Annotated in this window: 28 protein-coding genes and 1 riboswitch; of the genes, 6 read left to right on the plus strand and 22 right to left on the minus strand. The window is 63.7% G+C overall.

The window, feature by feature from the left end:
• Nucleotides 1-8: 8 nt before the first annotated feature.
• The 10 genes from HX881_RS15560 to cobO are packed head-to-tail and all read right to left on the minus strand — an operon-like array spanning nucleotide 9 to nucleotide 8882.
• A complete protein-coding gene (locus tag HX881_RS15560; protein WP_177085419.1) occupies nucleotides 9-740 on the minus strand; it encodes an adenosylcobinamide-GDP ribazoletransferase in 732 nt (243 codons plus the stop codon).
• A gap of 2 nt (nucleotides 741-742) precedes the next feature.
• On the minus strand, nucleotides 743-1321 hold the full coding sequence (gene cobC, locus HX881_RS15565) for an alpha-ribazole phosphatase family protein (protein ID WP_177085302.1): 579 nt from the start codon (nucleotides 1319-1321) through the stop codon (nucleotides 743-745).
• Nucleotides 1318-2373 carry a nicotinate-nucleotide--dimethylbenzimidazole phosphoribosyltransferase gene (gene cobT / locus HX881_RS15570; RefSeq protein ID WP_177060601.1) on the minus strand — a complete coding sequence of 352 codons (1056 nt, stop codon included), beginning with the start codon at nucleotides 2371-2373 and terminating at the stop codon, nucleotides 1318-1320. Before cobT ends, cobC begins: the two co-directional genes overlap by 4 nt.
• Nucleotides 2370-2891, minus strand: coding sequence for a bifunctional adenosylcobinamide kinase/adenosylcobinamide-phosphate guanylyltransferase (gene cobU, locus HX881_RS15575; protein ID WP_177085304.1), 522 nt, complete (start codon nucleotides 2889-2891; stop codon nucleotides 2370-2372). Before cobU ends, cobT begins: the two co-directional genes overlap by 4 nt.
• Before the next feature lie 15 nt (nucleotides 2892-2906).
• Entirely contained in the window at nucleotides 2907-4361 is a 1455-nt protein-coding gene (locus HX881_RS15580; protein ID WP_177085306.1) for a cobyric acid synthase, read from the minus strand.
• Nucleotides 4358-5350 (minus strand): threonine-phosphate decarboxylase CobD, encoded by a 993-nt coding sequence (gene cobD, locus HX881_RS15585; protein WP_042936072.1) that lies wholly within the window; start codon nucleotides 5348-5350, stop codon nucleotides 4358-4360. Before cobD ends, HX881_RS15580 begins: the two co-directional genes overlap by 4 nt.
• A complete protein-coding gene (gene cbiB, locus HX881_RS15590) occupies nucleotides 5343-6251 on the minus strand; it encodes an adenosylcobinamide-phosphate synthase CbiB (RefSeq protein ID WP_017127772.1) in 909 nt (302 codons plus the stop codon). The genes cobD and cbiB overlap by 8 nt, the downstream gene beginning before the upstream one ends.
• A complete protein-coding gene (gene bluB / locus HX881_RS15595; RefSeq protein ID WP_177085308.1) occupies nucleotides 6248-6898 on the minus strand; it encodes a 5,6-dimethylbenzimidazole synthase in 651 nt (216 codons plus the stop codon). The genes cbiB and bluB overlap by 4 nt, the downstream gene beginning before the upstream one ends.
• On the minus strand, nucleotides 6895-8274 hold the full coding sequence (locus HX881_RS15600; RefSeq protein WP_177085310.1) for a cobyrinic acid a,c-diamide synthase CobB: 1380 nt from the start codon (nucleotides 8272-8274) through the stop codon (nucleotides 6895-6897). The genes bluB and HX881_RS15600 overlap by 4 nt, the downstream gene beginning before the upstream one ends.
• Nucleotides 8271-8882 carry a cob(I)yrinic acid a,c-diamide adenosyltransferase gene (gene cobO, locus HX881_RS15605; RefSeq protein WP_017127769.1) on the minus strand — a complete coding sequence of 204 codons (612 nt, stop codon included), beginning with the start codon at nucleotides 8880-8882 and terminating at the stop codon, nucleotides 8271-8273. The genes HX881_RS15600 and cobO overlap by 4 nt, the downstream gene beginning before the upstream one ends.
• 83 nt (nucleotides 8883-8965) lie before the next feature.
• Nucleotides 8966-9185, minus strand: a riboswitch (cobalamin riboswitch).
• Nucleotides 9186-9342: 157 nt separating this feature from the next.
• On the opposite strand from cobO, the gene HX881_RS15610 reads away from it, so the two are divergent.
• Together HX881_RS15610 and HX881_RS15615 are read left to right on the plus strand one after the other, a co-directional pair.
• Nucleotides 9343-9921 (plus strand): hypothetical protein, encoded by a 579-nt coding sequence (locus HX881_RS15610; RefSeq protein WP_177085312.1) that lies wholly within the window; start codon nucleotides 9343-9345, stop codon nucleotides 9919-9921.
• 73 nt (nucleotides 9922-9994) lie between these two features.
• Nucleotides 9995-11308, plus strand: a complete 1314-nt coding sequence (locus HX881_RS15615) for a PQQ-dependent sugar dehydrogenase (protein ID WP_017127767.1) — start codon at nucleotides 9995-9997, stop codon at nucleotides 11306-11308.
• Nucleotides 11309-11375: 67 nt separating this feature from the next.
• Here HX881_RS15615 and HX881_RS15620 read toward each other — a convergent pair whose 3' ends face one another.
• From HX881_RS15620 to HX881_RS15650, 7 genes are all read right to left on the minus strand, one after another.
• On the minus strand, nucleotides 11376-12026 hold the full coding sequence (locus tag HX881_RS15620) for a hypothetical protein (protein WP_017127766.1): 651 nt from the start codon (nucleotides 12024-12026) through the stop codon (nucleotides 11376-11378).
• A gap of 69 nt (nucleotides 12027-12095) precedes the next feature.
• Complete coding sequence (locus tag HX881_RS15625; RefSeq protein WP_017127765.1) at nucleotides 12096-12758, minus strand: class I SAM-dependent methyltransferase; 663 nt, start codon at nucleotides 12756-12758, stop codon at nucleotides 12096-12098.
• A gap of 182 nt (nucleotides 12759-12940) precedes the next feature.
• Nucleotides 12941-13477, minus strand: coding sequence for a C40 family peptidase (locus tag HX881_RS15630; RefSeq protein ID WP_017127764.1), 537 nt, complete (start codon nucleotides 13475-13477; stop codon nucleotides 12941-12943).
• A 231-nt stretch (nucleotides 13478-13708) separates the two neighbouring features.
• Nucleotides 13709-14344, minus strand: a complete 636-nt coding sequence (locus tag HX881_RS15635) for a C40 family peptidase (RefSeq protein WP_017127763.1) — start codon at nucleotides 14342-14344, stop codon at nucleotides 13709-13711.
• 231 nt (nucleotides 14345-14575) lie between these two features.
• On the minus strand, nucleotides 14576-15280 hold the full coding sequence (gene hda, locus HX881_RS15640) for a DnaA regulatory inactivator Hda (RefSeq protein ID WP_017127762.1): 705 nt from the start codon (nucleotides 15278-15280) through the stop codon (nucleotides 14576-14578).
• Nucleotides 15281-15533: 253 nt separating this feature from the next.
• Nucleotides 15534-16607 carry an AI-2E family transporter gene (locus HX881_RS15645; protein ID WP_017127761.1) on the minus strand — a complete coding sequence of 358 codons (1074 nt, stop codon included), beginning with the start codon at nucleotides 16605-16607 and terminating at the stop codon, nucleotides 15534-15536.
• Between the two features lie 37 nt (nucleotides 16608-16644).
• Nucleotides 16645-17697: a DUF2066 domain-containing protein gene (locus HX881_RS15650; RefSeq protein ID WP_177085314.1), complete on the minus strand. Its 1053-nt coding sequence runs from the start codon at nucleotides 17695-17697 to the stop codon at nucleotides 16645-16647.
• Between the two features lie 375 nt (nucleotides 17698-18072).
• On the opposite strand from HX881_RS15650, the gene purM reads away from it, so the two are divergent.
• From purM to HX881_RS15665, 3 genes are read left to right on the plus strand one after another with little or no spacing between them, the layout of a single operon-like run.
• Nucleotides 18073-19131, plus strand: a complete 1059-nt coding sequence (gene purM, locus HX881_RS15655) for a phosphoribosylformylglycinamidine cyclo-ligase (protein WP_017127759.1) — start codon at nucleotides 18073-18075, stop codon at nucleotides 19129-19131.
• Between the two features lie 11 nt (nucleotides 19132-19142).
• Nucleotides 19143-19793, plus strand: a complete 651-nt coding sequence (gene purN / locus HX881_RS15660; protein ID WP_177085421.1) for a phosphoribosylglycinamide formyltransferase — start codon at nucleotides 19143-19145, stop codon at nucleotides 19791-19793.
• A gap of 8 nt (nucleotides 19794-19801) precedes the next feature.
• Entirely contained in the window at nucleotides 19802-20515 is a 714-nt protein-coding gene (locus HX881_RS15665) for a DUF3108 domain-containing protein (protein WP_017127757.1), read from the plus strand.
• A gap of 67 nt (nucleotides 20516-20582) precedes the next feature.
• Here HX881_RS15665 and HX881_RS15670 read toward each other — a convergent pair whose 3' ends face one another.
• Nucleotides 20583-21308 carry a hypothetical protein gene (locus HX881_RS15670; protein WP_343054759.1) on the minus strand — a complete coding sequence of 242 codons (726 nt, stop codon included), beginning with the start codon at nucleotides 21306-21308 and terminating at the stop codon, nucleotides 20583-20585.
• Nucleotides 21309-21505: 197 nt separating this feature from the next.
• On the minus strand, nucleotides 21506-21952 hold the full coding sequence (locus HX881_RS15675; protein WP_017127754.1) for a hypothetical protein: 447 nt from the start codon (nucleotides 21950-21952) through the stop codon (nucleotides 21506-21508).
• A 614-nt stretch (nucleotides 21953-22566) separates the two neighbouring features.
• Between HX881_RS15675 and HX881_RS15680 the strand changes: the two genes are divergently transcribed.
• Complete coding sequence (locus tag HX881_RS15680; RefSeq protein ID WP_017127753.1) at nucleotides 22567-22755, plus strand: hypothetical protein; 189 nt, start codon at nucleotides 22567-22569, stop codon at nucleotides 22753-22755.
• A gap of 108 nt (nucleotides 22756-22863) precedes the next feature.
• Here HX881_RS15680 and HX881_RS15685 read toward each other — a convergent pair whose 3' ends face one another.
• The 3 genes from HX881_RS15685 to relA all read right to left on the minus strand — a co-directional run bounded on the left by HX881_RS15685 (nucleotide 22864) and on the right by relA (nucleotide 26743).
• Nucleotides 22864-23409 carry a DUF2058 domain-containing protein gene (locus HX881_RS15685; protein WP_017127752.1) on the minus strand — a complete coding sequence of 182 codons (546 nt, stop codon included), beginning with the start codon at nucleotides 23407-23409 and terminating at the stop codon, nucleotides 22864-22866.
• Nucleotides 23410-23435: 26 nt separating this feature from the next.
• A complete protein-coding gene (gene mazG, locus HX881_RS15690) occupies nucleotides 23436-24269 on the minus strand; it encodes a nucleoside triphosphate pyrophosphohydrolase (RefSeq protein ID WP_017127751.1) in 834 nt (277 codons plus the stop codon).
• A 230-nt stretch (nucleotides 24270-24499) separates the two neighbouring features.
• Nucleotides 24500-26743, minus strand: a complete 2244-nt coding sequence (gene relA / locus HX881_RS15695; RefSeq protein WP_017127750.1) for a GTP diphosphokinase — start codon at nucleotides 26741-26743, stop codon at nucleotides 24500-24502.
• Nucleotides 26744-26802 lie beyond the last annotated feature (59 nt).

Genomic DNA, 26802 nt, shown 5'->3' on the forward strand with positions numbered 1-26802 from the left:
GCAGCGTGTCAGATCAACGCCAACCCCACCAGTACCGCCATTTCCAGCAACTCCAGCAAGGCCCCTGCCGTATCACCGGTGGTGCCCCCCAGGCGCCGCATCATCAACCGCCGCAACCAGAAGAAACACCCCGCCGCCAGCAGCACGGCAAACGCCCCCTTGAGGCCCGCGAGGACCAGGCAACCCAGGATGCTCGCCAGCAACACATGACGCCCGGTGCGCCGTGGCAGATGATCGGCCAGTGCCTGGCCCAGGCCGCCGGCGCGGACGTAAGGCGTCACCAGGAACAAGCCCAGCAGGGCACCGCGCCCGATCAGTGGGGCCAGGATCAGGGCCACCGTCTGCTGCTGTTCGATCAGGGCCAGCAAGGCACCGAACTTCAACAGCAACACCAGGACCAGGGTCACCACCGCGATCGGTCCGCTGCGCGGGTCCTTCATGATCAGCAGGGTCCGTTCGCGATCGCCGAAGCCGCCCAACCAGGCGTCGGCACTGTCGGCCAGGCCATCGAGGTGCAGGCCGCCGCTGAACAACACCCACACCGTCAGCAACAACGCACCGTGCAAGAACAGCGGTGCCCCGCCCAGCAATCCGTCGACGCCATACAGCACCGCCCCCAGCAGCAACCCCACCAGCGGATACCACAGCAGCGACCGCCCCAGTTCCTCGGGTTGCGGCATGCCCGGCAGGCGAATCGGCAGGCTGCTGAGAAACTGCAGGGCAATCCACAAGGGCAACAGGTTCACCGCCCTTCCCTCAGCACGCCATCGGCCGGCACCCGCAAGGTGAACAAGGCACCATGGGCGACCTCGACCTGCAGCAGTTGTTCGCGCGGCAGGCCCCGTGCCCGGGCCAGCAGCAACTTCATGACGCCACCATGACTGACCAGCAACACCCGCTGGCCGGCATGGCGCTGTTGCAAACGCCCGACCGCTCCCAGCACGCGCTCGGAAAACCGTGACACAGGCTCCCCCTCGGGTGGGGTAAAGCCATATGGGTCGGACCAGAATCGCCCCAGGGCATCGGCGTCCGTCTCCATCAACGCCGCCGCGCTCTGTCCTTCCCAGGCACCGAAATGCAGCTCCTGCAGATCCTTTTCCAGTTCGACCGGCAATCCCAGTCGCCCCCCCAGCTCTTCGGCAAACCGCGCACAACGCTGCAAGGGCGAACTGACCAGCCGATCCCAGGGCCCCTGCCCCAGCACCGCGCTGCGCATCTGCGCCCAGCCCTTGTCGGTCAGCGCGTCATCCAGACTGCCGCGCAAGCCGCCACCCAGCTCGGTCTCGCCATGACGCAGCAGATCCAGATGCAGGGCGGTCATGCCGGACGGTCCGCCACGGCCGCTTCGGCAAAGGTCGCCATCTGTCCGTGCAGATCGCAGGCCAGGCGCAGCAATGGCACCGCCAGCGCCGCGCCGCTGCCTTCGCCCAGGCGCAGGCCCAGCTCCAGCAGCGGTTCGGCCAGCAGGCTTTCCAGCACATGCCGATGCCCCAGCTCCGCGCCACGGTGGCCGAAAATCAGCCAGTCCCGGCAGCCGGGGTTCAAGCGCACCGCCACCATCGCCGCCACGGTACAGATAAAACCGTCGACCAATACCGCCACACCTTCCTGGGCACAGGCCAGGTAAGCCCCGGCCAACGCCGCGATCTCGAAACCGCCGAGGCGGAACAGGGCCTGCAGCGGATCGCTGGTGTGCCCGGCATGCAATGCCAGGGCCCGTTCAATGACCTGCGCCTTGTGGCTGACACCCGCCGGGTCCAGGCCGGTGCCCGGACCGGCGAGCAGATTGGCCGGGCAGCCGAGCAAGGCACAGGCCACGGCACTGGCGGCGGCGGTATTGCCGATGCCCATCTCGCCACCGATAAACAATTCGCTCCCGGCCGCGACGGCGCGGCGCACACTGTCACGTCCGGCTTCCAGCGCCAGTCGGCCCTGGGCCTCGGTCATTGCCGGCGCCTGGACAAAGTTCGCCGTGCCCGCGCCGATCTGCAGGTGACGCACACCCGGCAGGTTGAGCATCGGCGTAACGGTACCGAGGTCATTCACATCCAACTGCGCACCCAGTTGCCGCGCCAGGACGCTGATCGCCGCGCCGCCGCCGACAAAGTTGGCGAGCATCTGCCCGGTGACTTCCTGGGGATAGGCCGATACCCCCTCGGCCACCACGCCATGGTCACCGGCGAAAATCGCGATCCACAGATGATCGACCCGCGGCTTGAGCCGCCCCTGCAGACCGGCCAGTTGCACCGCCACCTGCTCCAGCAGGCCCAGGGAGCCGGCGGGCTTGGTCAACTGTTGCTGGCGCTCGAACGCCGCCTCCCGGGCTTGCAGATCGATTGTCTTGCACGGATTCAGCCACCACGATTCACTCATAACGCAGGTCCTTTCAAAGTCAGGGGCAGGCCGGCCACGGTCAGTACGACACGCTGGCAGCGCTCGGCCAGGGCTTGATGCAGCCAACCGGCTTCATCGACATAACGGCGAGTCAATTCGCCCAGCGGCACGACACCGAGTCCGGTTTCGTTGCTGACAAAAATGATTTCCCCCGGCAGCTCGGCCAGGCAGTCCAGCAGGGCATCACGCTCGGCCTGCAGGCGGGCCGGATCCTCCAGCATCAACAGGTTGGTCAGCCACAGGGTCAGGCAGTCCACCAGCAGGCAGGCGTCTGTCGCGGCGTTGTCACGCAGGACCCGCGCCAGTTGCAACGGTTCCTCGATCAGCCGCCAATGGGCCGGCCGACGCTGGCGGTGCAAGGCGATCCGCTCGCTCAGTTCGCCGTCCAGTGGCTGGCTGGTGGCGATGTAGGTCACCGGCAAGCGGCTCTCGTCGGCCAGGCGCTCGGCCAGACGGCTTTTGCCGGAACGCGCGCCCCCCAGAATCAGTTGCTGCATATTCAATAGACCCGCTTAGCCAAGACCGCACAGCTCGCGCAGGCGATCGGTGTCCAGATGCCGCTCGACCAGATCGGCCAGGCGCTCGATATCCCGTTCGCGCAGGGCGTGGTAGTCCACCTCCTGCACCGCCTCCAGGCCCGCCCAGCGCAACAGCGCGGCACAGGATCGGGGCGACTCGAACAGGCCATGCAGATACGTGCCGAGGATCTGCCCGTCGGCACTCTGGGCGCCATCGTGGCGCCCGTCATCCAGTCGTACCGCCGGGTGCTCCAGCGCCGCGCCGGTGGTCACGCCGGCGTGAATCTCGTAGCCGCTGACCTCGGCGTTCTCCAGCAAGAGGTGCCCGCGCACATTGCGCAGTTGCTTCTCCTGCTCGAGCTCGGTGCTGAAGGCCAGCAGGCCCAGGCCGGCGCTGGACCCCGCCGGACCTTCCAGGCCCAACGGATCGTGCACCTGCTCGCCGAGCATCTGCAGCCCGCCGCAGATACCCAGCACCTTGCCGCCGTAGCGCAAATGCCGGTTGATCGCGGCCTCCCAGCCGTTGCCGCGCAGGTAGGCGAGGTCGCTGCGCACGCTTTTCGAGCCGGGCAGGATGATCAGGTCCGCCGCCGGAATCGCCTGGCCGGGCCCGACGAACTGCAGGTCGACCTGCGGATGCAGGCGCAGCGGATCGAAATCGGTATGGTTGCTGATGCGCGGCAGGACCGGCACCACCACCTTCAGGACCTTTTCGACCTTGTCGGCCTGGCGTCGGTCAAGGCCGTCCTCGGCTTCCAGGTGCAGGTCCATGACGTAGGGCAGCACGCCGATCACCGGCTTGCCGGTGCGCGCTTCCAGCCAGTCGAGTCCCGGCTGCAGCAAGGCGATATCGCCGCGAAAGCGATTGATGATGAAACCCTTGACCCGCGCCTGCTCACTGGCCGACAGCAGCTCCAGGGTGCCCACCAGATGGGCGAACACGCCGCCGCGGTTGATATCGGCGATCAGCAGCACCGGGCAGTCCACCGCCTCGGCAAACCCCATGTTGGCGATATCGCCGGCGCGCAGGTTGATCTCCGCCGGCGAACCCGCGCCCTCGACCATCACCACCGGGTACCCGGCACTCAGGCGTTGATGGGAGGCCAGCACCGCCTGCATGGCGATGGCCTTGTAGTCGTGGTAGGCGACGGCGTTCATGGTGGTCACGGCGCGCCCATGGATGATCACCTGGGCACCGGTATCGCTGTTGGGCTTGAGCAGCACCGGATTCATATCGGTGTGCGGCTGCAGGCCACAGGCCTGGGCCTGGACCGCCTGCGCCCGGCCGATCTCGCCACCGTCGGCGGTCACCGCGCTGTTGAGGGCCATGTTCTGCGGCTTGAACGGCACCACCCGCACGCCCTGGCGGGTCAGCCAGCGGCACAGGGCTGTCACCAGGGTGCTCTTGCCGGCATCGGACGTGGTGCCCTGGACCATCAGGGTGCTCATGGGTGTTCCTCGGTATAGGCCTTGAACGCCAGTTCCAGCCGCTGCCAATCGGCCTCGTCGACCGGCAGGCCAAAGCGCAGGCTGCTGTTCTGGGTGAACAGCCGCAGCAGGATCCCGCGCCGGGCCATGAATTCATGCAGGTGCTCGGCCCGCGACGTGATAAACCACTGGAACAGCGCACAGCCGCCCTGGGGCGCAAACCCGTACCGGCCCAACAGGGCAACCAGGCGCTGGCTCGCCTGTTCCGTGCGCAGCCGCTGGCGGGCATGGCCGGCATCGTCGGCAAGACAAGCCTGCCCCAGCACCCTGGTCGGCCCGGCCACCGACCAGGGGCCGACCTGCTCGGCCAGCAACTTGAGCAACTTGCGCTCGGCCAGGACAAAACCCAGGCGAACACCGGCCAGGCCGAAAAACTTGCCGAACGAGCGCAACACGATCAACCCGACGTTGTGGGTATGCGCCGCCAGGCTCAGTTGCGGCGTGTTGTCCATGAAGGCCTCGTCCACCACCAGCCAGCCGCCGCGCTGGGCCAGCCGGCCATGCCACTCCAGCAACTGCTCCGGCGGCAGGCTCAGGCCCGTGGGGTTGTTCGGATTGACCACCACCAGGACATCGAGGCTGTCGATAAAGAAATCGACTTCATGCTCCAGCACTTCGCGCACGATATAGCCGTTGCGGCGCCAGGCCTCGGCGTGTTCGGCGTAGCACGGCGACAGCACCCCGACCTTGCCCACCCGGCGCAGCCGCGGCAGCAGCTGGATGGCCGCCTGGGAACCGGGCACCGGCAGCACCAGCGGCGCACCGTAGTAGGCGCAGGCGGCCTGCTCCAGGCCGTCGTCGGTTTCCGGCAGGCGGGCCCAGGCGCGCTCGGGAATCGGCGGGATCGGCCAGGGCCACGGCGCGATGCCACTGGACAGATCCAGCCAATCGGCCTCGGCAATGCCGTACTGCTCCACCGCCTTGCGCAACCGCCCGCCGTGCTCAAGCATAAAACTCAGCTCCCAGACAGAGAATCAGCAACCACAACCACACGCCACGCTGCACCAACTGCCAGCCGCGATCGATCGCATCGGCATCGGCGGCCGGACCTTCGCCCAGTTGCGGGCGCTGGTGCAGCTCGCCGTGATAGATCGCCGCACCGCCCAATTCGACCCCCAGGGCACCGGCCCCGGCAGCCATCACCGGCCCGGCATTCGGACTGTCCCAGGTCGGGCCCTGGTCGCGCCAGCATTTCAGCGCCAGCCGGGTCTTGCCCAGCAATGCATAGGTCAGTGCCACCAGTCGGGCGGGAATATAGTTGAGCAGGTCGTCGATCTTCGCCGCCGCCCAGCCGAACCGCTCGAAGCGCTCGTTACGATAGCCCCACATGGCATCGAGGGTGTTGCTCAGGCGGTACAGCACCACACCGGGCACACCGGCGACGGCAAACCAGAACAGTGCGGCGAAGACCGCATCGCTGCCGTTCTCCAGCACCGACTCGGTTGCCGCGCGGGCCACGGCGGTCTCATCCAGCTCAGAGGTCTGGCGACTGACCAGGTAGCCCACGCGCTCGCGGGCCAACTCCAGGTTGCCGCCACGCAGCGCCTGGGCCACAGGGGCCACGTGCTCGCCCAGGCTGCGCATGCCGAGGGCACAATAGAGAAACAGGATTTCAATCACCCAGCCGATATAAGGCGCCCAGGACAAGGCCGTGGCCAACAGTGTCAGCGGCACCACGGCCAGCACCCAGGCGGTCACGCCATGGCTGCGCCAGCCGCGGCCACCGGCGTTGAAACGTTGCTCGATGCGATCGGCGATTCGGCCGAACGCCACCAGCGGATGCCAGCGTTTGGGCTCGCCCAGCAGCGCATCCAGCGCAACCCCGGCGACACTCAACAACGCCACACTCATTGACTCACTCCCCAATAATTTTCGTACAACAATTCACTCAAGGGGCGCTGTTGCGCCCAGCCTTCCAGCACCAGCATCGGCGCCGGATAGAATTCCTTGACCGGCCCCAGGCACAACACCGCCAGCGGCTTGGCCCCCGCCGGTAAACCTAGCAGCTCCGCCAGCGCCTGCGGCTCGAACAGCGATACCCAGCCCATGCCCAGGCCTTCCGCGCGCGAGGCCAGCCAGAGGTTCTGGATCGCGCAGGACAGGGACGCCATGTCCATCTCCGGCAAGGTCCGGCGTCCGAAGATATGCCGTTCGCGATCGTCCATCAGCGCTGCCACCAACACTTCGGCGCAGTCGTTGATCCCCTCGACCTTCAACTTCATGAATTCATCGGAGCGCTCGCCCAGGGCTTCGGCGGTGCGGATCCGTTCTTCTTCGACCAGTTGCCGGATCCGCCCACGCAGTACGCGGTCGCTGATCCGGATAAACCGCCATGGCTGCATCAGGCCGACACTCGGTGCCTGGTGCGCAGCTTCCAGCAGGCGCGCCAGGAGTTGCGGGGGCACCGTGCCACCGACGAAGTGGCGCATGTCACGGCGCTCGGCGATGGCGCGGTAGATTGCATTTCGCTCTTCAATAGAGAATGTGTTGTCTGTCATGGCCTGTTCGCGGCGGTCCGGCGAGCCGGCAAGCCCGCTCCCATTGGAAGAGCGCCGGCCCTGGCAGAATTGATCGCGGCATCAGGTGCCAGCAACGCGGCAACCGCCCCCGGATTGGACGGAAAGTAGAAGTGCACGTAGGAGGCGGTCATGCGTCCCTCGCGATACACCGCTTCCGCGCCGCGCCCGCCATTGGGGCTCAACCCGCGGGCAATCGGTGCCCGTTCGGTGGTGGTCAGCGAATGGTGATAGGTGTGTCCGCGCAGCAAGCCTTCCGGCAACTCCACCGCCTGCAGGGCCAGGGCCGCCAGGCGTTTCTGCATCACCGCCTCCCCCGCCAGCAGGCCCAGCAACTCGGCGCGTTGACCGTCGACATCGGTCAGCGCATCGAGCAGGTAGAGCATCCCGCCGCACTCGGCGAGCAAGGGCTTGCCCGCGGCATGATGCTCGCGGATCGCCGTGAGCATGCCGCGGTTGCCGGCCAGGGCCAGGTGATGCAATTCCGGGTAGCCACCCGGCAGGTAAAGACTGTCGGCGTCCGGCAAGCCGGTATCGTGAATCGGCGAGAAGAAGCGCAACTCGGCGCCCATCGCCCGCAGCAGGTCGAGGTTGGCGCCGTAGATGAATGCAAAGGCTTCGTCATGGGCGACCGCAATCCGCACGCCAGCCAACAGCGGCTCGGCAGCAACCGGTGTCGGTGCGGCGAATTCGACCGGAGGCGGCAGCGCGACTTCGCAACTGCCCCCCAGGGCCTCGGCCGCGGCGTCGAGGCGCCGGTCGAGGTCGTTCAATTCGCTGGCCTGGACCAACCCGAGGTGGCGGCTCGGCAGCTCGATCCCGGTCTCCCGGGAGAGCGCACCGTACCAGCGCAGGCCTTCGGTCAGACTGCCTTCGAGCAATTGCGCATGGCGCAGGGTGCCCACGCGATTGGCCAACACCCCGGCAAACGGCAGGTCCGGTTGATAACGCGCGAGGCCCAGGGCCAGGGCCCCAAAGGTCTGCGCCATGGCTGTGCCGTCGATCACCGCCAGCACCGGCACGCCGAAATGCCGCGCCAGATCGGCGCTGGACGGCGTCCCGTCGAACAAGCCCATGACCCCTTCGATCAGGATCAGATCGGCTTCACCCGCCGCCTCCCACAACAGGCGACGACTTTCCTCGGCGCCGACCATCCACAGGTCCAGCTGATACACCGGCGCGCCACTGGCCCGCTCATGAATCATCGGGTCGAGAAAGTCCGGGCCACACTTGAACACCCGGACCTTGCGTCCCTGGTTGCGGTGCAGGCGCGCCAGGGCCGCCGTCACCGTGGTCTTGCCCTGGCCGGAAGCCGGCGCGGCGATCAGCACCGCCGGGCAATGACGCGGCTGACTCATAATTCGATGCCTTTCTGCGCCTTGATCCCGGCCTGGAACGCGTGCTTGAGCAGGCCCATTTCGGTCACGGTGTCCGCCAGGTCGATCATTTCCTGCCTGGCGCCGCGGCCGGTCACCAGCACGTGCTGCATCGGCGGCCGGGACTGCAGGTCGCTCAGTACCTGGTCGAGATCCAGGTAACCGTGCTTGAGGGCGATATTCAGCTCATCGAGCACCACCAGGCCGATATCCGGATTGCCGAGCATTTCCCGGGACACGGCCCAGGCGGCTTCGGCGGCCGCGATATCACGCTGGCGATCCTGGGTTTCCCAGGTGAACCCCTCGCCCATCACATGGAACCGCACCTGCTCGGGGAAACGCCGGAAGAACAGCTCTTCACCGGTGCTGTTGCGGCCCTTGATAAATTGCACCACGCCACACTGCATGCCGTGGCCCATGGCCCGGGCGAGCATGCCGAAGGCGGAACTGCTCTTGCCCTTGCCATTGCCGGTCAGGACCAGCAGCAACCCGCATTCGTTGGGGGCACTGGCGATACGTTCGTCGATCACCGCCTTTTTGCGCAGCATGCGCGCCAGGTGACGTTCGTCGCGATCGGGGGATTCGTTCATGGCAGCTCTCCGTTGGGGCTGGATAAGGCAAACGGGGGGCAGGAAAAAGCACAGCCGAGGCAGTCCGGCATCGCCCGCCGTGATGCCGTGGGATGGATCAGGCCGGTCTCCGGACTCATGAGCTGCGCAAGCGCGGGACTGCGCGCCTTCCCATGCCGCGGCACAGTGGCGAAAAGCGCAGTCTTGACTCATTTACCGTTGCGGGGGCAGCGCCGGAATCGCGCCTGTCGAAAGGGCTCACCGGCTTCCCTGTTTCACCCTGTCGACGGATCGCCACAGAGCACCTGAAACAAGCCGCGAAGGTTAGAGGGTTGGGGGTGGAGCGTCAATTAAAGCCGAGGAGTGCCCCGTTGATCGAAAGACGACACGGATCAATAAACCGGCGCCAGAATTTGTGCCACACTGCAAGAAGTGATATCAAATAGCCATAACCCAACCAACAATAACAAGGGTGAGCAACATGCAAGGCTTGACGATCAGCAACCCGAAACTGGAATTCCTGCGCCCGGCCCTGGAACGCTGGTTTGATTGCATCGACCGCTACAACCAGGTGCTCGGTGACGGCCAGGCGCCCTACTGGTTCAACGAGCGCGCCAACCTGGGACTGCTGTCGGCCGCTGCCTGGGCGGCGGAGATGGTGACTCTGGAGCATTTCCAGACAAAAAAACAGGCCGAGGAAGACGACCGCAACGGGCGCTGCGACCTGCACATCGCCACGCCGGAGGCCTCGGTGTTTATCCGCGCCAACCAGCGCTGGCCGCGGTTCAACAACCTGAATCTGATGCCGGCACTGCTCGACGCGGTCGGCGATGCCAGGAAGGTCAGCCATCCCCATCACCTCAAGCTCGGCTGCCTGTTCGTCTCGCCATTCAAGCCCCAGCAGAGCCCGAGCCCGGAAGACCTGCAGGACATGGTCGACGACCTGCAAAAAGCCAACAGTTGCGCCGTCGCCTGGTACTTCCCCTACCCCTACCGCAAGCTGCACAACGAAGCCGGCCACTACCATCCCGGCATCGCCCTGCTGTTCAAGGAGGCCTGAGCAAAAGGATTGAACCTGCGCCGACTACGCTTCTCTACTTCTAGACCAGCGTAAGCCTCGACGGAGATTCAGCATGTTCCAGCAGAAACACGCCCTGATCATTCTGCTCGCCAGCGGATTGGCTGCTTGCGGCGAAAGCTCCACCCTGTCGGTGTCCGATGGCACCGGCCCCTCGCCCAAGCTCCCGGAACCGAACAAGACCCTCTTTCCCACGGTCAATATCGCACCCGCCATCGGCTGGCCCCAGGGCACCAGGCCGGTGGCCGCTCCCGGCACCCAGGTCGGCGCCTTCGCCGAGGGCCTGGATCATCCACGGTGGTTGTATGTCCTGCCCAACGGCGATGTGCTGGTGGCCGAGACCAACTCGCCCCCCAAGCCCGATGACAGCCAGGGGATCAAGGGCTGGATCACGGGCAAGGTGATGGGCAAGGCCGGGGCCGGGGTGCCCAGCGCGAATCGCATCACCCTGCTGCGCGACAGCAATCACGACGGGGTCGCGGAAACCCGCACGACCTTTATCGAGCGACTCAACTCGCCCTTCGGCATGACGCTGGTGGGCAATGACCTGTATGTCGCCGACACCGATGCCTTGCTGCGCTTTCACTACGAGCCCGGCGCAACCACGATCAAGGAACAACCGGAAAAGGTCATCGACTTGCCTGGCGGCACCCTCAATCACCACTGGACCAAGAATGTCATCGCCAGCCAGGACGGGAAAAAGCTCTACGTCACCGTCGGTTCCAACAGCAATGTCGGCGAAAACGGCCTGGACAAGGAAGAAGGTCGCGCCGCGATCTGGGAAGTCGATCCGGCCACCCACAGCCACCGGATCTTCGCCTCCGGCCTGCGCAATCCCAACGGCCTGGCCTGGGAGCCACAGAGCGGCAAACTGTGGACCGCGGTGAACGAGCGGGACGAGATCGGCAGCGATCTGGTGCCGGACTACATCACCTCGGTGAAGGACGGCGGGTTCTATGGCTGGCCCTACAGCTACTATGGCCAGCACGTGGATGTGCGGGTATCGCCTTCGGACCCGGCGATGATCGCCAAGGCCATCGCCCCGGATTACGCCGTCGGGCCGCATACGGCGTCCCTGGGACTGACCTTTGCCGAAGGCAGCAGACTCCCGGCGCCGTTCACCCAGGGTGCCTTTATCGGCCAGCACGGCTCCTGGAACCGCAAGCCCCACAGCGGCTACAAGGTGATCTTCGTACCTTTTGCCGCTGGCAAGCCCAATGGGCAGCCCGTGGATGTGCTGACAGGCTTTCTCGACAAGGATGAAAACGCCATGGGCCGCCCGGTCGGGGTCGTGATCGACCAGCAAGGCGGCTTGCTGGTGGCGGACGATGTCGGCAACAAGATCTGGCGGGTGTCCGCCAGCAAATGAGCCATCGCCACCCAACCTCAGGGGCGGGAACGACCGGGGAATACTTGCCCTGGACTGCGGCGGGAGGTCAGACCACCTCGTGGATGCCTCCCGTCCTGATGCCCTTGTTCCATAGCTGGCTGGTCAGCCAGCCGTCCTTCGCGCCCCTCGACCTCGGGTCTGCCGCCACCGCCCCCAGGTCGATGATGCCGCCGAAGTTGGCCTTGTCGAGGAAATAGGTGGCGCCCAGCATGCGAGGCCCCTTCTGGTCCTCGTTCACATAATCGATGGCACTGCTCATGTAATGGTGGGCGGCATTTTTCAGCGAGCTCGAGTTGTTCATGAGCCCGTTGAGCTGCTCCATCTCTTCATGGCTGAGCGAACCGTGGGTATCGAGGACCCGCAACAGGCCATCCGCCCCGACCGTAAAACCGAAGGACTTGCCTGCCAGGTTCTCGCCCAGCGAGCTCTTGAAGTCATTGAACACCGAGCGCAGGCCGATAGTGGCCGCGCCCAGTTGTTCCTGCGCCTGCAAGAACGCCTCGGAGTGGGTATTGAGCTGCGCCAGCCGTGTATCGACATTGGCTTTGATCCGCGCCTGGGTCTCGGCCTCTTCCGCAGCCGTAGGCGCCACGTGCGCAATCGTGACGGACTGGCCCGGCACGTCAGCGGGGGTGAGGGGTTTCGCAGCCAACGAGGGCAGAGAAGCGAACGAGCTGCCCGGGATACTGATACCCATGAGTCACATCCATGTTGTCGGGTGGTACTCCTTGTAACGGCAACGATACAAATAACTTGAACGTGGGGCCTATCGCTTGCGACACAGGGTCAGGCCATCGCCTACGGGCAACAACGACAGATCTACTCGCGAGTCGTCCTTCAAGGCCAGGTTCAATGCCTGGATAGCCCGGGTGTCCTCGCTTTGCGCATCCACCTCCAGCACCCGGCCACTCCACAGGGTGTTGTCGAAAATCGCCAGGCCGCCGCTGCGCAACAGGCGCAAGGCGCTCTCCAGATAACGCGGATAGTTCGCCTTGTCGGCGTCGATGAACATGAGGTCGAAGGTCTCGCCCAGCCCTTGCCGCTCCAGTTCGGCCAGGGTATCGAGCGCCGGTGCCAGGCGCAGCTCGATCCGCCCGGACACACCCGCTTCCTGCCAGTAGCGCAAAGCCGTGGCATTGTAGTCGCCGGGAATGTCGCAGCAGAGCAACGAGCCGCCCTCCGGCAGCGCCGACGCCATGCACAGGGCGCTGTAGCCCGTAAAGGTGCCGACCTCGAGCAGGCGCCGGGCGCCGGTCAGCCTGACCAGCAAGGCGAGGAACTGGCCCTGCTCGGGAGCCACCTGCCAGCGCGCCATGGGCAAGGCCTGGGTTTCATCGCGCAGGCGCTTGAGCAGCGGCGTCTCGCGCAGGGAAACGTCCAGCAGGTAGCCGTAGAGGGCATCGTCGAGCTTGAGGGTGCGAGCGGTCATGACAACCTCACAGAATCAGCGACCAGAGGCCTGTACGGCCAGTTCGTCAGTTCACATTCGGATGCCGGAAGTTCCTGGCCAAGGCGCTGTGACGAGTCATAGCCGCCATGGCCAGGAACAGCAACGCGGGACAGGGGCTTATGGCGCCGAAGTTGACCAGCAGAGCTGGCCGTACAGGGCCATTAGGGATTGCGCGCCAGGTGTTCGGCCGGCAGCACGCGCTTGGCATTCAGGTAAGCCCGCTGCCAGTAGGCCTTGGACAGGCTGTCCAGCTTGACGGTGCCGCCGGTGGCGGGCGCATGGACAAAACGACCTTCGCCGACATAGATCCCCGCGTGGCTGACCTGGGAGCCGCCATTGGTCGCGAAAAAGATCAGGTCGCCGGTCTGCAGGGCATTCTGCGGCACATTCGGCGCACGCATCACGATCATCTCACGGGTCGAGCGTGGCAGGTTGATACCCGCCATGTCACGGTACACATAGCTGATCAGGCCGCTGCAATCGAAACCCGAATCCGGCGTATTGCCGCCCCAGCGATAAGGCGTGCCGACCAGACCCAATGCCCGGAACAGGACGTCTTCGGCCTCCGGTGACGAAGGTTGCGGGGACGCGAAGACCACCGGACGGGCCACCGGCGCGGGCGGCGGCGGCGCATGGCTGGCACAGGCACCGAGCAACGCGGTGAGGGCGATAAGGGCGATACGGGCCGAGGTCGACATGTGCAGAAATCCTGACTGAATGCGGCTTGCTCTGCCGTGGCGTAAAGAAATCAAAACCGCGCAAGCAGGCTTGCGCGGTCAGACACTCAACAATATGTCAGGATTCTAGCGGCTATGGGCCAAACTTCAAGTATCACTTTAACTTCGGACATTTTTTGTACAGTCCTGCCAACCCTGCTGATTGGCATTTGGCCATCAGCGATGGCCGATGGCACTGAAACGTCCGAACGATTACTTGTTGCTGGCCGTGACCGTGGTAGGAGCCATTGCCAGGGCGCGCTTGGCTTCAATGAAGGTCTTGCTCCAGTAGCTGTCGCCCAGGCTATCGACCCGGACGCCACCGCTGCGGCGGCTGCTGGAATGGATGAACTGGTCATCGCCCAGGTAGATCCCGGCGTGGCTGACACGACCGCGACGACCATTGGTGGCGAAGAACAACAGGTCACCCGGCTTGAGCTTGTTGCGAGCAACCAGAGGCGCCTTCACGTTGATCATCTCACGGGTGGAACGCGGCAGATCCAGGCCCGCTTCCTCACGGAACAGATAACCGATGAAGCCGCTGCAGTCAAAACCGGAACTCTCGTTGGTACCGCCGAAACGGTAGCGGGTGCCGATCAGGGACATGCCGCGCTCGAGAATGCTGTCGGCCAGGACTGGCAACTGATAAGGCTTGCTGTCGGCGAACTCGGCGAGCTCTTTCTCGGTGGCCAGCTCATCGTCCAGTACGGCCGAGGATTTGACGCCAGAAACCGAAGCAACCTTGACTGAATTTTCTACCTGCTGTTGCGAAACCGGCGTATGTGCCGCGCAACCAAAAAGCAGGGTAACAAGTGCGAGAGGCACGAGGGGTGCGAAGCGATTTAGCATGGGCACGACCGTGGCTGAATTGTTAGAAGCCGTGACTATGCCCTCTATCACCCTCATTTGCAAATTTTATGGGACAAGATGTGACTCGCTCACATCCTGAAAACATCTAAGGACTTAATACCCGAACGGATCGCGCGCGCCAGAAAAATGCTTTTGGCGTGGGTTTCGTGGCGTCTGGAATTTGGCGAAAAATCGCTTGCAGCCCGCAATATTAGGGGCTTTACCTGTCGTTTACCAGCCCAGGGTTTCTTTCAGGAAGGGAATGGTCAGCTTGCGCTGAGCCTGCAAAGAGGCCTGGTCGAGACGCTCGAGCAGTTCGAACAGCGCACTCATGCTGCGGGTACCACGAGTCAGGATGAAATGTCCTACTTCGTCGGTCAGGTGCAGGCCGCGTCTTGAAGCACGCAGTTGCAAAGCACGCAATTTATCTTCGTCGGAGAGGGGACGCATCTGGAAGATCAGGGCCAGGGTCAGGCGCGATTTCAGGTCCGCCAGCTTCACCGGCAATTCACGCGGCGAGGTCGACGCGGCAATCAGCAGGCGCCGACCGCTGTCGCGCAGGCGGTTGAACAGGTGGAACAGCGCCTCTTCCCAGTCCGCTCGCCCGGCGACCACTTGCAGGTCATCCAGGCAGACCAGTTCGTATTGCTCGAGGTTATCCAGCAACTCGACGCCGCGATCCATCAACTCGGCCAGCGGCAGGTAGACCGCCGGTTCGCCCAACTGCTCGAAACGCAGGCACGCCGCCTGCAACAGGTGGGTACGCCCCACGCCGTCCTTGCCCCAGAGATAAATCAGGCTTTCGGTCCATCCGGCGTCGGCTTCGCATAGCCGCTCGACATAGCCGAGTGCAGCGGCATTGGCGCCTGGATAGTAGTTGATGAAGGTAGCGTCATCACGCAGACGCACACCTAGGGGCAGCTGAATCGGTTTCATGCTGACTGAACAGTTCTAGGGAACCGTTAGTGGCCTCTGTGTAAAGTTTGCAAAGTTTATACCCGTGACGCCGGGCGCACAATGCAACAGACCACAAGCAAAATCAAAGGTTTGCGTTGACCGATGGGATTAGCGGGATAACCGCGTGGTCAAAAATGACACAAATCACCACGGGAGCGCGGCTTGCCTGCAATGGCCCGACAGGGCCATTGAACGCTTCGCGGGCAAGCCCGGCTCCTACAGGGGAACCGCGTCAGAGGTCAGGATCTTCCTGCCCGCCGTACATATCCGACTCCTTGTACAGGTCATGGACATGCCGCACCAGCACCATGATCACCGCCGCCACGGGCAACGCCAGCAGCACACCGGTAAAGCCGAACAGCTCGCCCCCGGCGAGGATGGCGAAAATCACCGCGACCGGATGCAGGCCGATACGATCGCCCACCAGCAACGGCGTCAGCACCATGCCCTCCAGGGCCTGGCCGATCATGAACACCGCGACGATGCCGATCATTGGATACAGGTCGCCGCCGAACTGGAACAGGCCGGCAATGATCGCCGCACCAATCCCGATGACGAATCCCATGTACGGCACGATGGCCGCCAGGCCGGCGAGCAGGCCGATCAACAACCCCAGTTCCAGGCCGACCAGCATCAATCCGCCGGCGTAGATCACCCCGAGTGCCAGCATCACCAGCAACTGGCCGCGCACGAAAGCGCCGAGCACGCCATGACACTCATCGGCCAAAGCGACGATATGCCCCTCCTGCTGACGCGGCAGCAGGCTGCGGATCTTGGCCATCATCAGGTCCCAGTCCCGCAGCAGGTAGAAGCTCACCACCGGGATCAGCACCAGGTTGGCCAGCCAGCCCATCAACGCCAGGCTCGAGGCCGTCGCCTGGGACAGGACCACGCCGACGATATCGGTGGTCTGGCCCATGTGCTCGCTGATGGCGGCCTTGACCTTGTCGAACTTCCAGAAACCGTCCGCCAGGCCGAACTTGTGCTGCGCCCAGGGCATGGCCGTGTGCTGCAGCCAGTCGAGCATCTGCGGCGCCAGCTCATAGAGCCGGAACAGCTGCTTGGCCAGCATCGGCACCAGCACCAGCAACAGGGTCATCAGGATCAGGCTGAACAGGGCGAAGACCGCCACCACGCCCCAGGTCCGCGACAGGCCGAACTTCTCCAGCCGGTCGACCACGGGATCGAACATGTAGGCCAGCAGGATGCCCACCAGGAATGGCGACAATATCGGGTGCAGCAAGTACACAAGCACGCACAGCAGGATCGCCGCGCCAAGCCAAATCCATCGACGGGTGTCGGTCATGGACGATTCCAGCCTTATATATAGAAGGAAAGATGAACTACCAACGGAAACGCAACTGCGGTGTCGGTGCCGGCGGCACCGCGGGAGTCGCGGGAGTCGCCGCGGGATCGCTGACCGCCGCAGGCGCCGGCGCTTCACCCGGCGGTACCTCCAGCAACTTCGCCAGCCCCAGTTGTGCCCGTAGCTGCTGCGCGCTGCCGCTGACCTGATAGACGATCCGGTCGCCATCCACGCTCAGCGGCCGACCGCCAAAAGGTTCGAGCAGATGCCCCAGCGCCGCATAGCGCTCCAGGTTCATGCCCTGCACTTCCAGCAACTGCTCCGTCGCCGTACCGGGCTTGGCGGCAAAGCGCGGAGCCAGGCGCTCGCTCACCGCCAGCAGCACGGCATCGGCCAGGGCCGCGGTGTCCGCGCCCTGGGCCGTGCCCTGCTCCTTCTGGTCGCCCAGCCAGAGGCGCCATTTCGCCTCCCACTGCGTGCCATTCTGATGGGCGTGCACGGCGAGCAGGGCGTCGGCGCCATAACGCTCGGACGCCGCATGCAATGGCGAGGAATCGGAGCCTTCGAGGTTCTTGGCGGTCGCGACGATCTGTTCATCCAGGTCGGCCAGGGGCAGGCGCAGTGGCAGGCCACGATGCTGCGCGGCACGGCGTAGCGGCTCGGCGGCCGACTGCCCATCGCCCACCAGGCTCGAACCCTCGGTGGAATCGCTCAGCCACCAGCCGAGAATCGACGGTCGATTGCTGCCCCACAGGGCCAGCCCGGCACCACGCAAGGCGCGATCGGTACTCACCGGATCGAAATCCACCTGCAGGCTCTGCGGCGGCCCGGCGTCGTAGCCGTACTGGCTGATGATCTGCTGCGGATCCTTGCGCACCTCGGCCAGCCCCGGGCTCTGCGCCGCCTTGGGATCGCCGGTGAGGCGCAGCACCAGGGTTTCCAGCGCGCGCTGGGTGGCCTGGTTACGCTCATCGGGGGTCTGGCTGCTGACCGGCTCGCGGACCTGGTACAGACCGTTCAGGGTTTCGGCATGAATCGCCAGGCTCAGCAGGGAAAGACAACCGACACTCAGTAATTTGAACAAACGCATGGAAAATTCCCGACAGGCAGAAAACGGCGTGAAAGACCGCATGAATACAAAGGGACAGGCGTGTGACCACAGCGCAGTGCCATCATTCATACCGGCATTGAAAGTTTTTCCGCCGTCATAAAGACAGCGATTGATAAAGCTATACCTTATACAGCCGTGCCCGATGCGGCCAGCGCCACCGTTCAGGGATTTTTTAACGGATATCGCCCTGCCCGTCGGCCCGAGGATGGCCGCTGCTGCTCAAGCCTGATAAAATCGCGCGCCTTCGCAGACCGGCAATGACCGGACACCCGGAAAGAACGATTTGTGCCGTTCCTTCCCGTGGTCCCGTCGCTCCCGGTCGATACCCCTGAATCCCCCCTAAAGGCCTGGATCATGAGCAAGCAACCCTCCCTGAGCTACAAGGACGCCGGTGTAGACATCGACGCCGGTGAAGCATTGGTCGAACGCATCAAGAGCGTGGCCAAGCGCACTGCGCGCCCGGAAGTCATGGGCGGCCTGGGCGGTTTTGGCGCCCTCTGCGAGATCCCGGCCGGTTACAAGCAGCCGGTCCTGGTCTCCGGCACCGACGGTGTCGGCACCAAGCTGCGCCTGGCTCTGAACCTGAACAAGCACGACAGCATCGGCATCGACCTGGTCGCCATGTGCGTGAATGACCTGGTGGTCTGCGGCGCCGAGCCGCTGTTCTTCCTCGACTACTACGCCACCGGCAAGCTCAACGTCGATACCGCCGCCCAGGTGGTCACCGGCATCGGCGCCGGTTGCGAACTGTCCGGCTGCTCCCTGGTCGGCGGCGAAACCGCTGAAATGCCGGGCATGTACGAAGGCGAAGACTACGACCTGGCCGGCTTCTGCGTCGGCGTCGTGGAAAAAGCCGAGATCATCGACGGCTCGAAAGTCGCCACCGGGGACGCCCTGCTCGCCCTGCCATCGTCCGGACCGCACTCAAACGGCTACTCGCTGATCCGCAAGATCATCGAAGTCTCCGGTGCCGACATCGAAAACACCCAGCTCGACGGCAAGCCGCTGGCCGACCTGCTGATGGCGCCAACCCGGATCTACGTCAAGCCATTGCTCAAGCTGATCAAGGACACCGGCGCGGTCAAGGCCATGGCCCACATCACCGGCGGCGGCCTGCTGGACAACATCCCGCGCGTCCTGCCAAAAGGCGCCCAGGCCGTGGTCGACGTGGCCAGCTGGCAGCGTCCGGCGGTCTTCGACTGGCTGCAGGAAAAAGGCAACGTCGACGAAACCGAAATGCACCGCGTGCTGAACTGCGGCGTCGGCATGGTCATCTGCGTCGCCCAGGAACACGTTGAAACCGCCCTGAAGGTCCTGCGTGAAGCCGGCGAACAGCCATGGGTCATCGGCCAGATCGCCACTGCCGCCGAAGGCGCTGCCCAGGTCGAGCTGAAGAACCTCAAGGCTCACTGATGTCCGAGCCGATAACCCCGACCTGTAACGTCGTGGTGTTGCTGTCGGGCACCGGCAGCAACTTGCAGGCCCTGATCGATGACGTACGGACCGGGGGCAACCCGGCCCGCATCGCCGCGGTGATCTCCAACCGCGCCGATGCCTACGGCCTGCAACGCGCCAGGGACGCGGGTATCGACACCCGCTCCCTGGATCACAAGGCCTTCGAAGGCCGCGAAGCCTTCGATGCCGCCCTGATCGAACTGATCGACGCCTTCAACCCGCAACTGGTGGTCCTGGCCGGCTTCATGCGCATCCTCAGCGCGAATTTCGTCCGGCACTACCAGGGACGCCTGCTCAATATCCACCCCTCGCTCCTGCCCAAGTACAAAGGCCTGCACACCCATCAGCGGGCGCTGGACGCCGGCGACGCCGAACACGGCTGCAGCGTGCACTTCGTCACCGAGGAACTCGACGGCGGCCCTCTGGTCGTACAGGCTGTGGTTACGGTAGAGTCTGATGATTCGGCGCAGAGTCTGGCGCAACGGGTTCATACCCAGGAACACAGGATTTACCCGCTGGCGGTACGCTGGTTCGCCGAAGGGCGCTTGAGCCTTGGCGACCGGGGTGCTTTATTGGACGGTCAATTACTCGCGGCCAGCGGCCATTCGATTCGAACCTAGGAGATTTTATGCGTCGCGCCCTGCTCTTCGCTCTTACTCTGCTTGCCTTGCCGGTTGTGCAGGCGGCGGATCTTCAGCCTTTCTCCGCCAGTTACACCGCCGACTGGAAACAGCTCCCCATGAGCGGTTCGGCCGAACGTAGCCTGACGAAAAACGACAATGGCAGCTGGACCCTGAATTTCAAGGCTTCCATGATGATCGCCAGCCTGACCGAGGAAAGCACCCTGCGCCTCGAGAAGGACAAGCTGCTGCCACAGACCTACACCTTCGAACGTGGCGGGCTGGGCAAGGCCAAGAAGATCAACCTGGACTTCGACTGGGCGACCAACAAGGTCACCGGCTTCGAAGGCAAGGATTCGGTCAACCTGCCCCTCGAAAGCGGCATGCTCGACAAGTCGACCTATCAGCTGGCCCTGCAGCGTGATGTCGCCGCCGGCAAGAAAAGCATGAGCTACCGGGTGGCCGAAGGCACCGATACCGACACCTACGACTTCCGCGTGATCGGCCCGGAAAAGGTCCAGACCAAGGCCGGCACGATCGACGCGATCAAGGTCGAGCGCGTCCGCGACCCGACACAGAGCAAGCGCATCACGCAAATGTGGTTCGCCAAGGACTGGGGCTACATCCTGGTTGCCCTGCGCCAGGTCGAAACCGACGGCAAGGAGTACAACATCATGCTCCAGGACGGCACCGTCGACGGCAAGGCTGTCAAAGGCAGCTGATACCCTCCACGGCAACAAAAAAGCCCCGCCTGATGCGGGGCTTTTTCATGGGCGATACCACATCGGCTCAGACAGCGGCACCCGATCCACTTTCATCGAAGGTCTGCTTGTCGAGACCCAGGACCTTGTCCATCACCTCCTGCGCACTGCCCTGGCCTTCGGCGGTGTGGGTCTTGTAGTTGAAGTCGAGGGCTATCCAGGCCTGCAACTTCGCCTCGTAGCTGTTCGGGTACTGGGCCTGCTCGATCGCGGGCAGGTCCTTGTAATGCTCCAGCGCCGCGGTGAAGAACTTGCTCAGCTTGCCCGTTCCGTCGTACTCGGCGATCGAACTGGCCACGACTTTCTGCCGCCAGGCATATTCCTGGTCCGATGATTCGCTCCAGGCCGCCCGCCGCTCGTTTGCGGTGAAATTGCCGCTATCGTCGTAGATAATCAACGAAAGCTGGTCTTTCGACATACCGGCGAAGGGGTTCTTCCCGCTGCCATTGACAAAATCCGTGGCATTGCGGGCACGTGCCAGCAAGTCAGGATCCTGGGTATCGGGAACCTCGGCATCATTGGCCGCCTTGTTGGCAAAATAACCGTCGCCGGAAATCTTGCCCAACAGCTCGTTGGCCTTGGCCCCCAGCTCCTTCCTGCTCAGGCTCGCATCCCGCGCCGCCGCACGCGCGGCGCTTTCGCTCAACTGACGGGAGAGCGAGGAAATGCTGCTGGTGTCTTTCGCGGGCTCGGCTGCGGGACTTGGCGCCGTGGAGCCGGCCTTGGCGAGCGGCTCGCCCGGAGTCGCGGCCACGCCGGAAACCTGCGCGCCGGATACTGAATTCGAATTGATTGAACCTACCAAGATGACGTCCTCCCTGTTAGTGGCCACTCCCGAATCCCTGGCCCATCAACCGTTATCGGCAACCGCCGGGGAAACTGTAAGGTCCCACGATGAACGGCAGGACCACGAACCTCGCACGGCATGACCCTGCGAGGCCCGTCATGGCCTTACTTCATCGTGAATTCAACCGTCCACGAATAGGTCGAGATGTTGGTCGAGGTCACTTTCGCGGTACAGACCGCGCCGCCACTCGGAGTCGCGGTGTTGTTCCACTTGGGAATGATCGAGCCCAATGGGCCCAGGGTCCCTACGTAGGTCGCCAGGAAGGTGCAGGTCTTGCCGCCCATGGTGTAACGCAGGTTGGCGTAGTTGGCATTGGGCGAAATATTGCTTTGCACGGTATAGGTATCGGCCCCGCCCGCCCGGACCGTCGCCACGGGCTTTGGCACCGCGTTGACGTTGGTGCTGGCTTCGTTACTGGTGATGATCGTGTACGCCGCATCGGTCGTGCCCAGGTTCTTGAAGGTGACCGCTACCGGAGGACCGGCAAAGGCCGATCCGGCGGTCAGCGTGGCCAGGGCCAGTACCGAAATAACAGACTTGAACATCTTCATGCTTTTGCTCCTTTTGGTTTGATTTCCTGTCCACGGCTTTTCCGGTCGAGCGGAAAGAACCTGTCTCCTGGCACAACCAGGCCGACGGCAAAAGTTCGAAAGCATGGAAAACACAGAACCCGAGGCACGACTTTCCCCACGAATCAGGTCAGGCCTGTCGTCTGGCGGGAAGAGAGATCGGGAGAGCGCCGCAGGGGCAGCAGGACGCTGTCGAGCGAGCGCAGGTATCGACTGTGGCTTCCATGCCGAACTTCTTTTATCCATGGTTCCAGCCACCTGGCTGGAAATCCGAGGCGAGGTATTTACCACAGAACGTCGGAAAGTGGAAAGCGCCCTGACGGATCGCCGACTGCTTTCGTGCGCTCACCGCCGGCTGGGCGAATCACCGTCAGGCATCGCTCTAATCCGCGCTTTGCATCCCATCGAACATGAAACTTTTGTCAGGAAACTCCGCAGAAATCGCCTCATCCCCAACGAATCCGGGCCTTTGTCGATTACTGCAGTTTTTGCAACGGTGAATTTCTTCTGCGAACGATTTACGTAGGAGGCTAATGAATCATATAAAAGAGGCCTGCGACGCGTTGCCGCAGTTCAACAGAGACTGGAGCTTGCAGATGACCGTAAAAGTGACCGAACGCGATGATGCACATATGTCCCATGAAGGCGTAGCCAATGGCATTCGAATCTGGGATGTACACCAACAGGACCTGCTGGTAGGCATGTTTCACAACGAGGCCGATGCTCATAATTACAAGAACGAGCTGGAAACCCTCGAGATGAAACGCCAGGCACAAAGCTCCTGAAGTCTTGAGCACCCTGGGCGCCCCCGGCCCACGCAGCCGGCGATGACCCACAAGCACAAACCCCGCCTTTCGAGCGGGGTTTGTCGTTTCAGGGGTGCCGCCAGGGGCTTACCACATCAGATCGTCAGGGATCTGGTAGGCCGCGTACGGATCGTCCTCGTCCGGCACCTGGCTCTCGGTGAGGATATTGAGCTGGACGATCCGCTCGGGAGCCCGCTCCTGGATCTTCAGCGCCGCTTCACGGGGAATCACTTCATAACCGCCGCCGTGGTGCACGATCGCCAGGGAGCCATTGCTGAGCTTGTTGCGCATCAGCGTGTTGACCGACAAGCGCTTGACCTTCTTGTCGTCGACGAAGTTGTAGTAGTCCTCGGTGGTCAGCTTGGGCAGGCGCGAGGTTTCGATCAATTGCTTGACCTGGGCCGCCCGCGCCTTGGCCTCGGCTTTCTCCTGCTGCTGGCGGTTCAGTTCCTGGTCGCGCTTGACCTTTTCGGCCTGCGCTTCCTGGGCCAGGCGGGCCTGGGTGTCGTCAACCTCGGCCTGGCCTTTATGGACCAGCCGCTGCTGTTTCTGTTTGTCTTTGCTGACCTGCTTGGCCTGCTTTTGATTGACCAGACCTGCTTTGAGCAACTGGTCGCGAAGGGAAAGGCTCATGGTGCTTACTCACTTGGGTCAACGACTCAGCCGCAGCTGGGTGCATTCTTTTCCTGACGTTTGGCTTCGCCCCACAAGGCGTCCAACTCTTCGAGGGTGCAATCTTCCATGGGACGGTGGGTGTCGCGCAATGCCTGTTCGACAAATCGGAAGCGCCTGTCGAATTTGCCGTTGGCGCCACGCAGGGCATTTTCCGGGTCGACCTGGAGGTGACGGGCCAGGTTGACCACACTGAACAACAGGTCGCCGATCTCATCGGCGATGGCCGCCGGGTCGTTGTCGGCCATGGCCTCGAGCACCTCATCAAGCTCCTCGCGGACCTTGTCCACCACCGGCAGGGCGGCCGGCCAGTCAAAACCGACCTGGGCCGCGCGCTTCTGCAACTTGGCCGCCCGGGACAAGGCCGGCAGGGCCGCGGGGACATCGTCGAGCAGGGACAACTGCTCGGGCGCGCGGTGGTTTTCCGCACGCTCCTCGGCCTTGATCTGCTCCCAGCGCAGCTTGACCTGTTCTTCGCTGAGGCGCGGCAGGTCGACGGGGGCATAGAGATCGCCGGTGGGGAAAACATGGGGGTGTCGGCGAATCAGCTTGCGGGTGATGCTGTCGACCACGCCATCAAATTCGAAGCGCCCTTCTTCACGGGCCAGCTGGCTGTAGTAGACCACCTGGAAAAGCAGGTCGCCCAGTTCGCCCTGCAGGTGCTCGAAGTCGCCGCGCTCGATGGCATCGGCCACCTCGTAGGCTTCCTCCAGCGTGTAGGGAACAATCGTCGCGTAGCTTTGCTTGATATCCCACGGGCAGCCGTATTGCGGGTCGCGCAAGCGGGCCATCAGGTGAAGCAGGTCTTGGAGGCTGTACATCGGTTGTCCCGTTCGTTTCTGTCACACGCTGGAAACAGCGCAAACCTTGTAAGGGGCGTGCCGGACGGCGCTTCGCTTGTCCACGAAGCTCATGTCGACTTCAAGGGCCTCTTCGGGGGCAAGCCCCCTCCCACAAAGCCCGGTGGGAGCGGGCTTGCCCGCGAAGCTCTTGGCGACCTCAAGGCCCCCTTCGGCCCCCCGCACACAAGCCCGCTACGCCCCCGCCATCATCAAGGGGTGCGATTGCGTCGGGTCTCGATGATATTCGGCAACTGGGAAATCCGCCCCAGCAACCGCCCCAACGCGTCCAGCCCCGGAATCTCGATGGTCAGGGACATCAACGCGGTGTTGTCCTCCTTGTTCGAGCGGGTGTTGACCGCCAGCACGTTGATGCGCTCGTTGAGCAGCACCTGGGACACGTCACGCAGCAGACCGGAACGGTCGTAGGCACGGATCACGATATCCACCGGATAGGTCGACACCGGCACCGGCCCCCAGCTGACCTGGATGATCCGCTCCGGCTCGCGCCCGCTCAGTTGCAGCACCGAGGCACAGTCCTGGCGGTGGATGCTCACACCACGGCCCTGGGTGATATAGCCGACGATGGCATCCCCCGGCAGCGGCTGGCAGCAGCCGGCCATCTGGGTCATCAGGTTGCCGACGCCCTGGATCTGGATATCGCCGCGCTTGCCGGGCTTGTAGCCGGTGGCCTTGCGCGGGATCAGTTCCAGTTGTTCGTTGCCGCGCTCCGGCTCGACCAGTTGCTGGGCCTGGTTGACCAGTTGCGCCAGGCGCAGGTCGCCGGCACCGAGGGCGGCGAACATATCCTCGGCGGTTTTCATGTTGGCCTTGTCGGCCAGTTTGTCGAAGTCCACCTGCGGCAGGCCAAGACGGGTCAGCTCGCGTTCGAGCAGGGTCTTGCCGGCGGCGACGTTCTGGTCACGGGCCTGCAGCTTGAACCAGTGGACGATCTTCGCCCGCGCCCGGGAGGTGGTGACATACCCCAGGTTCGAGTTCAGCCAGTCACGGCTCGGCGTGCCGTGCTTGCTGGTGATGATCTCCACCTGCTCGCCGGTCTGCAGGCTGTAGTTGAGCGGGACGATCCGCCCGTTGATCTTCGCGCCACGGCAGTTGTGACCGATCTCGGTGTGCACCCGATAGGCGAAGTCCAGCGGCGTCGCGCCCTTGGGCAAGTCGATGGCATGGCCGTCCGGGGTGAAGATATAGACCCGGTCCGGCTCGATATCGACCCGCAACTGCTCCGCCAGGCCACCGATATCGCCCAGTTCCTCGTGCCATTCCAGCACCTGGCGCAACCAGGAGATTTTCTCTTCGTAGTGATTGGAACCGGACTTGACGTCGGTGCCCTTGTACTTCCAGTGCGCACAAACCCCCAGCTCGGCTTCTTCGTGCATGGCGTGGGTGCGGATCTGCACTTCCAGCACCTTGCCTTCCGGACCGATCACCGCCGTGTGCAACGAGCGGTAGCCGTTCTCCTTGGGGTTGGCGATGTAGTCGTCGAATTCTTTCGGGATATGCCGCCACAGGGTGTGGACGATCCCCAGCGCGGTGTAGCAGTCGCGCATTTCCGGCACCAGCACACGCACGGCGCGCACATCGTAGATCTGGCTGAACTCCAGGCCCTTGCGCTGCATTTTGCGCCAGATCGAATAGATGTGCTTGGCCCGGCCGCTGATATCGGCCTTGACCCCGGTGGCCAGCAGTTCGTTTTCCAGCTGGCTCATCACGTCGCTGATGAAACGCTCGCGATCCAGTCGCCGCTCATGCAGCAACTTGGCGATCTGCTTGTACTGGTCGGGCTCCAGGTAACGGAAGGACAGGTCCTCCAGCTCCCACTTGATATGACCGATACCCAGGCGATGGGCCAGCGGCGCGTAGATGTCGAACACCTCGCGGGCCACCCGGTTGCGCTTCTCGTCGTCGGCGTTCTTGACCGCACGAATGGCACAGGTGCGCTCGGCCAGCTTGATCAGCGCGACACGCACGTCGTCGACCATCGCCACCAGCATCTTGCGCAGGTTTTCCACCTGCACCTGGGTGCCGAGGACCTGGGACTGGCGCGGACTGAGGCTGGCGCTGATCGCGGCCATGCGCAGCACGCCGTCGATCAGCTTGGCCACCACCGGGCCGAATTTCTGGCTGACCGCCGGCAGGGCGATCTGCCCTTCGCGCACGCCACGGTACAGCACGGCCGCGACCAGGGAGTCCTGGTCGAGCTTGAGGTCGGCGAGGATCTCGGCGATCTCCAGGCCGGTGCTGAAACTGGAACCGCCTTCGGGCCACAGGTTCTGGGCCGCGTTGGTCTGTTGTTCGGCAAGCCGTGCGTATTCGCAGGCTTCCTTCAAGGCTTCACGATCCAGCGCCAGGTCGACGCTGACCGTATGATCGAGCCATGCCTCGAGATTGATACTGCCGTCAGTGTTGATCGGCTGGTGTGCTCTCACCTGTACCATCTTGCTTACCTTCCCTACGACGCAGATTCATGCGTCAAAATCGCTGGCCGTTCATCGCC

Source organism: Pseudomonas gingeri, from assembly GCF_013386115.1.
Classification (GTDB): Bacteria; Pseudomonadota; Gammaproteobacteria; order Pseudomonadales; family Pseudomonadaceae; genus Aquipseudomonas; species Aquipseudomonas gingeri.